This is a genomic window from Thioclava sediminum (genome assembly GCF_002020355.1).
GTDB classification, from domain to species: domain Bacteria; phylum Pseudomonadota; class Alphaproteobacteria; order Rhodobacterales; family Rhodobacteraceae; genus Thioclava; species Thioclava sediminum.
Map to the genome: position 1 here is coordinate 379,220 of NZ_MPZV01000002.1, position 13,137 is coordinate 392,356.

Genomic DNA, 13,137 nt, shown 5'->3' on the forward strand with positions numbered 1-13,137 from the left:
TATGAAACCAATCCGGCTGGTGCGCGGCTTCCTCACGGTGGGCGGCTGGACCATGGCGAGCCGCGTCCTCGGTTTTGCGCGCGACATGATGATCGCAGCCTACCTGGGTGCGGGTCCGGTGGCCGAGGCCTTCCTCGTGGCCTTCTCGCTTCCCAACCTGTTCCGCCGCTTCTTCGCGGAAGGTGCGTTCAACACCGCCTTCATCCCGATCTTCTCGAAGAAGCTGGAGGGCGGAGAGAACGCGCAGGGCTTCGCACGCGAGGCGATGGGGGGATTGGCCTCTGTGCTGATCTTGCTGACGCTGGTGGCCTCGGCGGCGATGCCGTGGCTGGTGCTGGCGATGGCCTCGGGTTTCGCGGGCGATGAGCGATTCACGATCGCCACAACTTATGGCCGGATCGCCTTTCCCTACATCCTCTTCATCTCGCTCAGCGCGCTTCTGTCGGGCGTGCTGAACGCGGCGGGGCATTTCGCAGCCGCGGCCGCAGCGCCGGTGCTGCTGAACGTGACCTTCGTGATCGCGATGCTCATGGCCGATCAGGCAGGCTGGCCGGTGGGCGATGCGCTGGCTTGGGCCGTGCCGGTCGCGGGCGTGGCGCAACTTGTGCTCGTCTGGGTCGCGGCATGGCGTGCCGGCTTCAAGATCGTCCCGAAGCGCCCGCGCCTTTCGCCCGACATGAAACGCCTTGTCCGCATCGCGATCCCGGCAATGCTGGCGGGTGGCGTGGTCCAGATCAACCTGCTGGTGGGCCGTCAGGTCGCCTCGCATTTCGACGGCGCCATCGCGTGGCTGAACTATGCCGACCGGCTCTATCAGCTACCGCTGGGCGTGGTGGGGATCGCGATCGGCGTGGTGCTGCTGCCCGACCTGTCTCGCCGCTTGCGCGGGGGCGACACGGCCGGCAGCCGCTATTCCTTCTCGCGCGCAGGCGAGTTCGCGCTCCTCTTCACCGTCGGCCCCGCCGTGGCGCTTCTGGTTGCGGCCCAGCCCATCGTCTCGGTCCTGTTCGAGCGCGGCCAGTTCACCCATGAGGACACGATCGCCACCGCCTGGGCCACAGCGATCTACGGGCTCGGCCTGCCCGCCTTCGTGCTGCAGAAAGTGCTGCAGCCTTTGTATTTCGCCCGCGAGAACACCCGCACGCCGTTCAACTACGCGCTGGTCGCGATGGTGGTGAACGCGGTGCTGGCGATCGGGCTGTCCTTCGTGATCGGCTATCTCGCGGCGGCTGTCGGCACGACGCTCGCCGCCTGGGCGATGGTCGCGCAGCTCTGGCTCGGCGCGCGTCCGATGGGCGAGGCCGCGAGCTTCGATCACCGTTTCTACCGCCGCCTGCCCCGCATCGTGATCGCGGCGCTGGTGATGGGGGCTGCGATCTGGGCGGTAACCTGGGCGGTGCCGGGCGTGTTCGCCGTGCCGGGCCTACGCGCGCTGGCGCTGCTGGGGCTCGTGCTGTTCGGCATGGTCGTCTATTTCGGCACGGCTATCGCTATCGGAGCGATGCATATGGCCGATCTGAAAGGTGCGATGCGCCGCGGTCCGGGCGGGGCGTAAGGGCCGCGCCCGACCCTCGGGTGGGCGCGCCGAACCGCTGGTGGCTAGGCACTTTATCTCTCAAGCCCGTGTGTCATCCGTGCCTGCACCGACATCGCCAATGCGCCCTCCCCTCGGGAGGGTCGGGCGCGGCCCGGGGCTGGTCGCCCCGAGCCAGGAAGGCTCACCGCCGCCGCAGCCGCTGCAAGGTCCGTTGCATCCCGCCGGGCGCCACGAAGAAGCTCAGCACGAAGCCCGCGACGAAGCCCACGATATCCGCGATCCAGTCGGGCCGCGCGCCGAAGATCATCGCGAAGATCAGTTGGATGCCCATCAGCGCCCCGATCAACGAAAACGCCCGCAGCTGGTTCGCATTCTCCTGCCCCAACCGCGTCCACAAGATCCACGTGAAGGCCCCGATCAGCCCGTAATCGCCCGGATAGCCGCCATAGAGCCCGATCTGCGTAAACGGCAGCGCCGCATAGACCAGCGCGCCAAGGATCGTCGCGCCGAAGAACACGATCGCCACGGCGAGGCCCGAGAAGATCTCCCCCACCATCTTGCCCAGCGCCAAGAGGAACACGAGCACGAAGATCGCCTGCGTCACCGAGGCGTTCACGAAAGGATAGGTCAGGATCCGCATCATCTGCTCCGGCGGATATTGACCGGTTTCGAACATTGCGCGCATCACCTGCGGCGAGAAGGCGAATTTCTGCAGCGCGTCGAGCCGCCAGCCCGCCGCCTGCGCCCCGCCGATCAGCCCCGACTGGCCCATCGCGAAGAACAGCTCCGTCGCGATGATCGGCAGCGCCAGAAGCCAGACCACGGGCGGCAGCGGGTTCATCGGGTGTTCGTCATAGCCGTCGCGCATGTCTCGCCTCTCCTGCTCACGGGCTCAGTTGCGCCCTTTGCGCTTTAGCGATAAGCGAGCGGAGAGCGGATTTCCACCCCGGGAGATCCTCAATGGCGGGCTTCCACCCCCCGCAGATCAGGAGCATCAGATGAGCGAGCAAGCGCAACCCCTCAACGCCAATTTCAAACCGCGGATCTTCTCCGGCATCCAGCCTTCTGGCGGGCTGACGCTGGGCAACTATCTGGGCGCGCTCAAGCGCTTTGCCCAGAAGCAGGACGAAGGGATCGAGACGATCTACTGCCTCGTCGACCTGCACGCGATCACGGTTTGGCAGGAGCCCGACGCGCTGCGCCGCAACACCCGCGAGGCGGCTGCCGCCTTCATCGCCTCGGGCGTCGATCCGAAACGCTCGATCCTGTTCAACCAGAGCCAGGTCTCGGCCCATGCCGAACTGGCCTGGGCGTTCAATTGCGTCGCGCGTCTGGGCTGGATGAACCGGATGACCCAGTTTAAGGACAAGGCGGGCAAGAATGCCGAGAAGGCTAGCCTCGGCCTCTACGCCTACCCCGCGCTGATGGCCGCCGATATTCTGCTGTATCATGCGACGATGGTGCCGGTGGGCGAGGATCAGAAGCAGCATGTGGAGCTGACCCGCGACATCGCGGCCAAGTTCAACCACGACTACGAGACCGAGTTCTTCCCCGCCCCCGAGCCGCTGATCGAAGGCGCCGCCACCCGCGTGATGTCCCTGCGCGACGGCACCAAGAAGATGTCGAAATCCGACCCGTCGGATGCAAGCCGCATCAACCTGACCGACGATGCCGACACGATCGCCAAGAAGATCCGCAAGGCCGTGACCGACCCCGAGCCTCTGCCCTCGGATCTCGACGGGCTCAAGGACCGGGCCGAGGCGCGCAACCTTGTGAACATCTACGCCGCGCTGGCCGACATGACGCCGACGCAGGTGCTGGGCGAATATGGCGGCGAGGGCTTCGGCAAGTTCAAACCGGCGCTGGCGGAACTGGCGGTCGCGAAACTTGCTCCGATCTCGGACGAGATGACCCGGCTGATGAACGACCCCTCCGAGATCGACAATATCCTCGGCGACGGCGCGAACCGGGCCGACGAGATCGCGCAGCCGATCCTGGGCAAGACGCTCGAGATCATGGGGATGATCCGCTCGCGCTAAGCGCGGCAAAACCAAAGCAAGAGGGGGCTCTGGCCCCCCGTCGCCGTAGGGCGACAAGACTTAAGGGCGAGGGGGCTCTGCCCCCTCGGGCTTTCGCCCTCCCCCGGGATATTTCAACCAAGCCGAAACGCATCTTCCTCTTGGCAGAAATATCCCGGGGGAGGCGCGGCACGCGCCGGGGGCGGAGCCCCCTTGCCGCCGCCCACGGCCCGCACTACGCTTCGGCAACAAGAGCTTACGAGCGGACCTCCCATGCGTATCGGCATCCTCCAAACCGGCCAATCCCCCGACGTTCTGCGCGACAAGGCGGGCGACTATCCTGACATGTTCGAAGCGCTGCTCGCCGGGCGCGGCCTAGACTTCCAACGCTACGACGTCGAGCATATGCACTTCCCCGAAAGCGTGCATGACTGCGACGGCTGGTTGATCACCGGCTCGCGCCACGGCGCTTATGAAGATCATCCTTTCATCAAACCGCTCGAGACGTTCATCCGCGACGCCCATGCCGAGAATGTCCCGATGGTGGGTATCTGTTTCGGCCATCAGATCATCGCGCAGGCGCTTGGCGGCAAGGTCGAGAAATTCTCCGGCGGCTGGGCCGTGGGTCCGCAGGATTATAATTTCGGCGGCGAGGTGATCGCGCTCAACGCTTGGCATCAGGATCAGGTGACCGAGCTGCCGCCGGGCGCGACCCCGATCGCCGAAAATGATTTCTGCGCCTACCCCGCGCTTGCCTATGGCGACACGATCTTCACCGTCCAGCCCCACCCCGAATTTCCCGACGCATTCGTCGAAGGGCTGATGGATACACGCGGGCGCGGCGTCGTGCCCGATGACCTGATGAAGGCCGCCCGGACGCGGCTCGGGCAGCCCAACGGCGCGTCCCGGATCGCCGAGCGCATCGCCGAATTCTTCCTCAAGACAAGGGTGCCTGCGCACCCGGAAAGCTGACCGATGAGCGACATGAAGGACTGGACCGACCGTATTCCGCAGGCCGCACGCGATTACATCGAAGGTCGGCGTCTCGACGAGGTGGAGTGCATTGTCGCCGATATCGCAGGGGTCGCGCGCGGCAAGGCGATGCCCGCGTCGAAATTCAAGTTTCAGGATCGGTTCTTCCTGCCGAACTCGATCTTTCTGCAGACGATCACCGGCGAATGGACGGACAACCCCTCGGGCGCTTTCACCGAGCCGGACATGATCCTGACGCCCGATTTCTCGACCGCGACGGCCGCACCGTGGACGGCGGACTGGACCTTGCAGATCATCCACGACGTCGAGGACCAGCAGGGCAATCCGGTGCCGATCGCGCCGCGCAACGTGCTCAAACGCGTGCTCGCGCTCTATGAGGCAGAGGGCTGGGTGCCGGTCGTCGCCCCCGAGATGGAATTCTTCCTCGTCGCACGCAACGTGGACCCGAACCAGCCGATCATCCCGCCGATGGGGCGCTCGGGGCGTCGCGCGGCCGCCAAGCAGGCCTATTCGATGTCGGCGGTCGATGAATACGGCAAGGTCATCGACGACATCTACGATTTCGCCGAGCTTCAGGGCTTCGAGATCGACGGCATCCTGCAGGAGGGCGGCGCCGGTCAGATCGAGATCAACCTCGCCCATGGCGACCCAGTCGAACTGGCCGACCAGATTTTCTACTTCAAGCGGCTGATCCGCGAGGCCGCCCTGCGTCAGGATTGCTTCGCCACCTTCATGGCGAAACCGATCGAGGGCGAGCCGGGCTCGGCCATGCATATCCACCAATCGGTGATCGACACCAAGACCGGCCAGAACATCTTTTCCGACAAGAATGGCGGCGAGACGGAAGCCTTCCTGCATTGCATCGCGGGGCTTCAGACGCACCTGCCCGCGGTGATCGCGCTGCTGGCGCCTTACGTTAACAGCTATCGCCGCTATGTGCCGGATTTCGCAGCGCCCATAAATCTCGAATGGGGTCGCGACAACCGCACGACGGGCCTGCGGGTGCCGATCTCGGGCCCAGCGGCGCGACGGATCGAGAACCGTCTGGCGGGGATGGATTGCAACCCATATCTCGGGCTCGCCGCCTCGCTCGCTTGTGCCTATCTGGGCCTCAAGGAAAAGCAGATGCCGAAGCCCGAATGTCTGGGCGACGCCTATATGTCGGCCGAGGACGTGCCGGTGAATCTGGGCGATGCGCTCGATCTCTTCTCGGAAAGCGCGCCGATCCGCGACGTGCTGGGGCCGGAATTCTGCGCGGTCTACGAGGCGGTCAAGCGAAACGAATACAAGGAATTCCTGCAGGTAATCTCGCCATGGGAGCGCGAGCATCTGCTGATGAACGTGTGATGCGATGAACCTGCTCTTCGCCAATGACCGCAAGGGCGAGCACGCGCCGAGCTATTACGCAGCGACCGCGCTGACCGACCGGCGCTGGCCCGAGTTGAAGGGCCGCCACCGCGCAGATGTCTGCGTCGTGGGCGGCGGCTTTACCGGCCTCTCGGCGGCGCTGCATCTGGCGGAGAAGGGCTATTCGGTGCGGCTGCTGGAGGCCCATCGCGTGGGTTTCGGGGCGTCGGGACGAAATGGCGGGCAGGTCGGCTCGGGCCAGCGGCTGGAGCAGGACGACCTGGAGAAAGCCCACGGTCCCGAAATGGCGCGCAGGCTCTGGGATATCGGCGAAGACGCGAAGGCGCTGATCCGCGACCTGATCGCGCGCTACGAGATGGACGTGACCTTCCATCCCGGCATCGCCCATGCCTGCCGGACGCAATCCGAGGTCGCGCATTCGCATCACATGGCGGAGAAACTGGCCCGCGATTACGGCTACGATCAGGTGGAGCCGCTCTCGCGCGAAGCTTTGCACGCGATCCTGCCCTCGGAGGCCTATCTCGGCGGCGATATCGATCGGGGCGCGGGGCATCTGCATCCGCTGAACTTCGCCCAAGCCTTGGCGCTTGCCTGCGAGAAGGCGGGCGTGACGATCCATGAGGGCTCGCTCGTCCATCATATCCGCCCCGGCGAGCCGGTGCGCGTGCAGACCGAACACGGCCATATCGATGCCGATCACCTGATCTTCGCGGCCAACGGCTATCTGGGAAACCTCGCGCCGCGTGTGGCCTCGCATGTGATGCCGATCAACAATTTCATCGTCGCGACAGAGCCGCTGGGGCCGCGCGTGGCCGAAGTGCTGCGCGAGAACGTCGCCGTCGCGGATACGAAATTCGTGGTGAACTACTGGCGGCTCTCTGACGACAATCGCCTGCTCTTCGGCGGCGGCGAAAGCTATGGCTACAAGTTCCCCGACATCGTGCAGACCGTGCGCAAACCGATGCTGGAGGTCTACCCCTCCCTTGCGAATGTGAAGATCGACTACGCTTGGGGCGGCACGCTCGCGATCACCCGCACCCGGATGCCCTATTTCGCACGGCCTTTGAAAAACGCGCTCTCGGCCAGCGGTTTCTCGGGCCATGGAGTAGCGATGGGCACGATGGCGGGCAAGATCATGGCCGAGGCCGTCGCGGGTCAGGCCGAGCGCTTCGACCTGATGGCCGGGCTGAAAGTGCCGGGCTTCCCGGGCGGCTCGCTCCTGCGCAGCCCGCTTCTGGTCGCCGCGATGACGTGGTTCTCGATGCGCGACAAGCTGGGGATCTAGGCAAGCCGCCGCCGCCTCAAATTTGGTCATGAATTCTTCATTGGCGCGAAAAGCGGCATTCGTGTAAAGAAAACCTGAAAGTCAGTTTCAGGATATCTTGCCATGCCGCGTGACGGACAGACCGCCCCGAATTGCTATGACGCCGAGGCCATCCCCGAGGCCGCCCGAGCCGAGATCGAACGCCTCCTGACCAGCGGAGACCTCTTCCGCTACACCTCCGCAGACGCGCCGGTCGCCAAGCTGGAAGCCGAATTCGCCGAATTCATGGGCGTGAAATACGCGGTCGCCGTGTCGTCGTGCTCGCAGGCGCTGTTCCTGTCGATGAAGGCGCTCGACCTGCCGCGCGGGGCACGCGTGCTGGTCCCGGCCTTCACCTTCGCCGCCGTCCCCTCCGCCATCGTCCATGCCGATTGCGTGCCGGTGCTGGTCGAAGTCGGTTCCAACTTCCGCATCGACCTCGACGATTTCCGCGCGAAATTCGACGACAGCATCGACGCGGTGCTGATCAGCCACATGCGCGGCCACACCTCCGACATGGACGCGATCATGGAGCTGGCCACCGAGAAGGACGTGCCGGTGATCGAAGACGCCGCGCATTCGCTCGGCACGCTCTGGAACGGCAAGAAGATCGGCACGATCGGCAAGATCGGCTGCCTCTCCTTCCAGTCCTACAAGCTGATCAACGCGGGCGAAGGCGGCATCCTGCTGACCGACGATCCGGAACTCGCCGCCCGCGCGGTGATCATGTCGGGCGCCTACGAGCATAACTGGAAGAAGCATCCCGGCCTGCAGAACAGCTTCCATCACTGGCAAAACAAGCTTCCGCTGTACAATTGCCGGATGCAGAACCTCTCCGCCGCCGTCATCCGCCCGCAGATCGCGGAAGTGGAGCGCCGTGTGAACGATGGCCGCGCGAACCACGACTATGTCGCCGAGCGACTTAACACGAGCGACTGGCTCGACGTGCCGCCGCCGCTCGGCCCCGAAACCCGCGCCCCGGATTCGCTGCAGTTCAACCTCGCGGGCGATTGGTCCGACGACGAGGCCCGCAAGCTGCAAGCGGAGACGAAAGCCCGCGGTGTCAGCGTGCAGGTCTTCGGTCTCAGCCAAGATAACGCGCGCGCCTTCTGGAACTGGCAGTTCCTTGGTGACGTGCCGGAGCTGCCGAAGACCCGCGCCATGCTGATGCGCGCCTGCGATACACGCCTGCCCGCACGCCTCAAGCAGCCCGATCTGGATTACATCGCCGATGCGATCCTGGAGGCGGTCAAAGTCGTTAAGGGTTAAGGGGCGCTGCCTCTCTTCGCTCTTGGAAAATATCCCGGGGGTGAGGCCATCAGGCCGAGGGGGCAGAGCCCCCTCTTCAACCCGCCATCACGCGCGGATAGTCGATCTTCGGGCAGCGGTTCATCACGACCTTCACGCCCTGCCCGCGGGCTTTCTCGGCCGCCGCGTCATGGGACACGCCAAGCTGCATCCAGATCGTCTTGAGATGCGGCAGATGCGCCAAGGCCTCATCCACGACCTCTGGCACCGCCTCGGAACGGCGGAACACGTCGACCATGTCCACAGCAATTTCGTCGGGGATAGCGCCGAGATCGGCATAGACCGTCTCGCCCAGCAGTTCCTGCCCGGCGAGGCCGGGATTGACCGGAATCACGCGGTAGCCTTTGGACTGCAGGAACTGCGCGACCCCATAGGAGGGGCGCTCCGGCTTGTGGGACATGCCGACTACGGCGATCACCTTCGCATTGCCCAGAATGTCGCGAATCTCGTCTTGCATCTGAAACCTCTACTTTGTCGCAGCCCTCTAAGAAAAATGCGCCCAAGCCTTAAAGGCTGGGCGCAATAGTGGCGGAACGAGGGACAGTGAACTAGAGGCGCGGCGGTTCCGAAGCTGCGCCTCTGACAGTGAGATAGGAACGCATCTCACCGCTTTTAAGGTCCATACCCTCATAATCGCGATTTTGTGACCGTCAGCGGCTTGCGGATGCGTAAAGAGACACTGCGGCGGCGTTCGAGACGTTGAGCGACCCGAACTCGCCCGCGAAGGGGATTCGCACCAGACGGTCGCAGGTCTCGCGGGTCTTCTCGCGCAGGCCCGGCCCTTCGGCGCCCAGAACCAGCGCGACCGGTTCCATTCCCGCCTCGGACAGCCCGTCTTCGAGCGACATCTTGGCTTCACCCGCAAGCCCGATCAGCCGGAAGCCCATCTGGCGCAGCTCCTCCATCGCATCCGAGAGGTTCTTCACCCGCAGATAGGGCTGACGCTCCAGCGCACCGGAGGCGGTTTTCGCCAGCGCACCGGTCTCAGGCGCGGAATGGCGATGCGGCGCGATCACGGCCGCCGCGCCGAAGACCTCCGCCGAGCGCAGGATCGCGCCCACGTTATGGGGATCGGTCACCCGGTCGAGCAGAACCACGCGGCGCGCATCGTAGCAGACATCCTTCAGCGCGCCCCAATCGAGCGGCTTCACCTCGAGTGCCGCGCCCTGGTGGACGGAATCGGTCGAGATCGGCACGAATTTGTCGAACTTCCGCACATCGACGATCTCGGGCTCCATGCCGGACACCGCGATCGCCTCGGCGAGCTTGTCGGCGGCGTTCTTGGAGCAAACCAGCCGCAGCCGCTCGCGCATCGGGTTTTGCAGCGCGTCGCGCACCGCATGCAGGCCGAAGAGCCACACGGTCTCGGCGGCCGCAGCGCGCTTGGCACGTTCCTTTTCGATCACCCAGACTGGCTTTTTCATCGCGGGTCTCCTTTGGCCCCTACCTGCGCGGAATGGCCTCGTTTGGCAAGCTCTGATCCGGAGGGCAATTTTTCGGCAAACTCTCTCTTGACGCCTCCCGCCCCCTTTTGTATCTCCCGCCCAGCGTCGGGTGACGTGCTGCAAGGTGCGGCAGCGGACTGTAACTCCGCCGGGGCGACCCACGCCTGGTTCGATTCCAGGGTCACCCACCACTTCCCCTCTTTAGGAACTGGTGACACGCGGCTCCCACGGGGGCCGCTGCGTCGAATAGCGCGCATTCGCTGCGTCGTTTACTGCAGCACCGCCTTGCGGTTGAACCGCGCCTCTTCCGTGCTGCCGTCGTCATAGATCAGCTTCACCCGCACCTCGGAGACCGAGCCCTGCGGTTGGCTGACATAGACATTATCGCCCGAGATTGCGTTGGGCTGGGCCGTGCCTTCGTGGCACTTCTCCATCTTGAAGCTCTTGGTCGGCGGCGCGCCGTTGAAGCCATAGCGAATCTCGCTCAGCCCGCAGCGCCACGCCAGAAGATGGGTAAAATAGACCAGATCCTTCCCACCATATTCCCGGATCGCGACCCAGGAATCGCGGGTCATGCCGAGAATCGGGCGCACTTCGGCGGCGGTGGTGAAATTCTGCGCAGCGACGGGGCCGCTCGACACGAGGCCACACAGCGCCAACGCAGTTAACTTGCTTATCCGTATCACCTTTTACCCCTGAACTTTCTCGCTATACTGCAACAAACCCTCCGACAGGCGGCAGTATGGCGGCGACCCCCCGGACTTCACAACCCTATAACATCTTCTGTGTTGCACAGGCGGGACGGCTGGAATTCGAGGCAATTCTTTTCGCGCTGAGCTTTCGCGCGGCCAATCCGGATTTCAAAGGGCGCCTTCTGATAGCCGAGCCGCAGCCCGGGCCGCGCTGGTCCGACGAGACGCGGATTTCCGGTCCGGTGCGCGCGCTGCTAGAAGACGCGGGCGCGGAGATCGTGCCCTTCGAGTCGAAGGTCTTCGGTCAGTCCTATCCCTATGGCAACAAGATCGAAGCGCTCGCCGCCTTGCCCGAAGGGGTGCCCTTCGTCTTTTTCGACACCGATACGGTCTTCACCGGACCGCTGTCGCAGGTGGGATTCGATTTCGACCGCCCCTCGGCGTCGATGCGGCGCACCGGCACATGGCCCGAGCCGCCGCTTTACGGTCCCGGCTACGCGGGCATCTGGAAATCGCTCTACGACAAGTTCGGGCTGGACGGGTTCGAGGAGACGCTCGATCTGAGCCAGCCGGACGAGTACTGGCAACGCTACATGTATTTCAACGCGGGCTGGTTCTTCGGCGCCGACCCGGCGGAATTCGGCGCGCGCTTCCTGCGCTATGCAAGCGAGATCCGCGACGATGCCCCCGATGAACTGGCCTGCCAGTCGCTCGACCCGTGGCTCGATCAGGTGGCCCTGCCGCTGGTGATCCATTCCTTCGGCGGCGGGCGTCCGGGGCCTGTGCTCGACGGGCTCGACGGCGAGTTCACCTGCCATTACCGCGCCCTGCCGCTGATGTATGCGCGCGAAAGCGAGGCCGTGATCGACACGGTCGAAGAGCTGACCGCCCCGAACAAGGTCAAGAAAGTCCTGAAGGCCTACGAGCCTGCGAAGAAGCTGATCTATCAGGGCAAAGGCCGCAAACTGCGCGCGATCATCGCCGAAGAAGGAATGCCCCGCCACGAGAAGGCGCTGCGCAACCGGATCAAGCGCGCGAAGCTCTGGATGCGCTGAGCCGCGCTCTCATTACCGAAAACGAATGTGTTTGTCGGCTCTCTTTCGCGCAGCTAACGTCTCGGCAAGAGAAGAGGAGCCCCAGACCATGTCCGAATACGCTTTCGACACCCTGCAAATTCACGCCGCCGCCGAGCCCGATCCCGCGACCGGCGCGGTGCAGGTGCCGATTTACCAGACCACATCTTATGCCTTCAAAGACGCCGACCACGCGGCGCGGCTGTTCAACCTCGAAGAAGTGGGCTTCATCTATTCGCGCCTGACCAACCCCACAGTGATGAAACTGGCCGAACGTGTCGCGGCGCTGGAAGGTGCTGCGGGCGGGGTCACCTGTTCCTCGGGGCACGCGGCGCAGATCATGGCGCTCTTCCCGCTGATGGGGCCGGGGCTGAATATCGTGGCCTCGACGCGGCTCTATGGCGGCTCGATCACCCAGTTCAGCCACACGATCAAACGCTTCGGCTGGTCCTGCACCTTCGTCGATTTCGACGATCTCGAAGCGCTGGAAGCGGCGGTGGACGAGAACACCCGCGCGATCTTCTGCGAGTCGATCTCGAACCCGGGCGGCTACATCACCGACCTCCCGGCGGTGGCGAAAGTCGCCGACAAGGTCGGCCTGCCGCTGATCGTCGACAACACGCTGGCCACCCCGTACCTGTGCCGCCCGATCGAACATGGCGCGACGCTCGTCGTCCACTCGCTGACGAAATACATGACCGGCAACGGCACCGTCACCGGCGGCTGCGTCGTCGATAGCGGCAAGTTCGACTGGTCGGCCTCAGGCAAGTTCCCCTCGCTGAGCGAGCCCGAACCCGCCTATCACGGGCTGAAATTCCACGAGGCGCTGGGGCCGATGGCCTTCACCTTCCACTCGATCGCGGTGGGGCTGCGCGATCTCGGCATGACGATGAACCCGCAAGGCGCGCATTACACGCTGATGGGGATCGAGACGCTGAGCCTGCGGATGGACAAGCACAACGCCAATGCCAAGGCTGTGGCCGAATGGCTCGAGAAGGATCCGCGCATCGACTACGTGACCTATGCCGGGCTGGAAAGCTCGCCCTGGCACGAGCGGATGAAGACCATCTCGCCGAAAGGTGCAGGCGGGCTGTTCACCGTCGCGGTGAAGGGCGGCTACGACGCCTGTGTGAAGCTGGTGAACAACCTCAAACTGTTCAGCCATGTCGCGAATTTGGGCGATGCGCGCTCGCTGATCATCCACTCCGCTTCGACCACGCACCGCCAGCTGACCGAGGCGCAGCAAATCGCCGCAGGGGCCGCGCCGAACGTGGTGCGCCTCTCGATCGGCATCGAGAATGTCGACGATCTGATCGCCGATCTCGATCAGGCGCTGAGCGCCGCAACCAGCTGATAACAAACATGGCGCGCCGCGATACCGGCGCGCCATTCAAACCACT

12 protein-coding genes and 1 tRNA gene are annotated in these 13,137 nt (G+C 64.5%); 9 read left to right on the plus strand and 4 right to left on the minus strand.

Annotated elements, in window-relative coordinates; genetic code table 11:
* Nucleotide 1: 1 nt before the first annotated feature.
* On the plus strand, nt 2–1,555 hold the full coding sequence (gene murJ, locus BMI91_RS09025) for a murein biosynthesis integral membrane protein MurJ (RefSeq protein ID WP_078604730.1): 1,554 nt from the start codon (nt 2–4) through the stop codon (nt 1,553–1,555).
* 163 nt (nt 1,556–1,718) lie between these two features.
* Here murJ and BMI91_RS09030 read toward each other — a convergent pair whose 3' ends face one another.
* Nucleotides 1,719–2,405 carry a rhomboid family intramembrane serine protease gene (locus BMI91_RS09030; protein WP_078520509.1) on the minus strand — a complete coding sequence of 229 codons (687 nt, stop codon included), beginning with the start codon at nt 2,403–2,405 and terminating at the stop codon, nt 1,719–1,721.
* Between the two features lie 130 nt (nt 2,406–2,535).
* On the opposite strand from BMI91_RS09030, the gene trpS reads away from it, so the two are divergent.
* From trpS to BMI91_RS09055, 5 genes are all read left to right on the plus strand, one after another.
* Nucleotides 2,536–3,576 (plus strand): tryptophan--tRNA ligase, encoded by a 1,041-nt coding sequence (trpS, locus tag BMI91_RS09035; protein ID WP_078542075.1) that lies wholly within the window; start codon nt 2,536–2,538, stop codon nt 3,574–3,576.
* A 252-nt stretch (nt 3,577–3,828) separates the two neighbouring features.
* Complete coding sequence (locus BMI91_RS09040; protein WP_078604731.1) at nt 3,829–4,527, plus strand: type 1 glutamine amidotransferase; 699 nt, start codon at nt 3,829–3,831, stop codon at nt 4,525–4,527.
* 12 nt (nt 4,528–4,539) lie between these two features.
* The gene (locus tag BMI91_RS09045) at nt 4,540–5,895 is read left to right on the plus strand and encodes a glutamine synthetase family protein (protein WP_078605104.1); all 1,356 of its coding nucleotides are present in this window, start codon (nt 4,540–4,542) and stop codon (nt 5,893–5,895) included.
* 4 nt (nt 5,896–5,899) lie between these two features.
* Nucleotides 5,900–7,201 (plus strand): NAD(P)/FAD-dependent oxidoreductase, encoded by a 1,302-nt coding sequence (locus BMI91_RS09050; RefSeq protein ID WP_078604732.1) that lies wholly within the window; start codon nt 5,900–5,902, stop codon nt 7,199–7,201.
* A gap of 102 nt (nt 7,202–7,303) precedes the next feature.
* Nucleotides 7,304–8,488: a DegT/DnrJ/EryC1/StrS family aminotransferase gene (locus BMI91_RS09055; RefSeq protein WP_078604733.1), complete on the plus strand. Its 1,185-nt coding sequence runs from the start codon at nt 7,304–7,306 to the stop codon at nt 8,486–8,488.
* A 76-nt stretch (nt 8,489–8,564) separates the two neighbouring features.
* On the opposite strand, the gene BMI91_RS09060 is transcribed toward BMI91_RS09055, so the two are convergent.
* Together BMI91_RS09060 and rlmB are read right to left on the minus strand one after the other, a co-directional pair.
* Complete coding sequence (locus tag BMI91_RS09060) at nt 8,565–8,984, minus strand: CoA-binding protein (protein WP_078604734.1); 420 nt, start codon at nt 8,982–8,984, stop codon at nt 8,565–8,567.
* A 193-nt stretch (nt 8,985–9,177) separates the two neighbouring features.
* Nucleotides 9,178–9,951 carry a 23S rRNA (guanosine(2251)-2'-O)-methyltransferase RlmB gene (gene rlmB / locus BMI91_RS09065; RefSeq protein ID WP_078520515.1) on the minus strand — a complete coding sequence of 258 codons (774 nt, stop codon included), beginning with the start codon at nt 9,949–9,951 and terminating at the stop codon, nt 9,178–9,180.
* A gap of 128 nt (nt 9,952–10,079) precedes the next feature.
* Between rlmB and BMI91_RS09070 the strand changes: the two genes are divergently transcribed.
* A tRNA-Tyr gene (locus BMI91_RS09070) sits at nt 10,080–10,163 on the plus strand.
* Between the two features lie 78 nt (nt 10,164–10,241).
* Here the strand turns inward: BMI91_RS09070 and BMI91_RS09075 are convergent.
* On the minus strand, nt 10,242–10,658 hold the full coding sequence (locus BMI91_RS09075) for a hypothetical protein (RefSeq protein ID WP_078604735.1): 417 nt from the start codon (nt 10,656–10,658) through the stop codon (nt 10,242–10,244).
* Between the two features lie 56 nt (nt 10,659–10,714).
* Here BMI91_RS09075 and BMI91_RS09080 point away from each other — a divergent pair, with 56 nt between their 5' ends.
* Both BMI91_RS09080 and BMI91_RS09085 read left to right on the plus strand, forming a co-directional pair.
* Entirely contained in the window at nt 10,715–11,719 is a 1,005-nt protein-coding gene (locus BMI91_RS09080; RefSeq protein ID WP_078604736.1) for a hypothetical protein, read from the plus strand.
* Nucleotides 11,720–11,807: 88 nt separating this feature from the next.
* A complete protein-coding gene (locus BMI91_RS09085; RefSeq protein ID WP_078542083.1) occupies nt 11,808–13,091 on the plus strand; it encodes an O-acetylhomoserine aminocarboxypropyltransferase/cysteine synthase family protein in 1,284 nt (427 codons plus the stop codon).
* Nucleotides 13,092–13,137 lie beyond the last annotated feature (46 nt).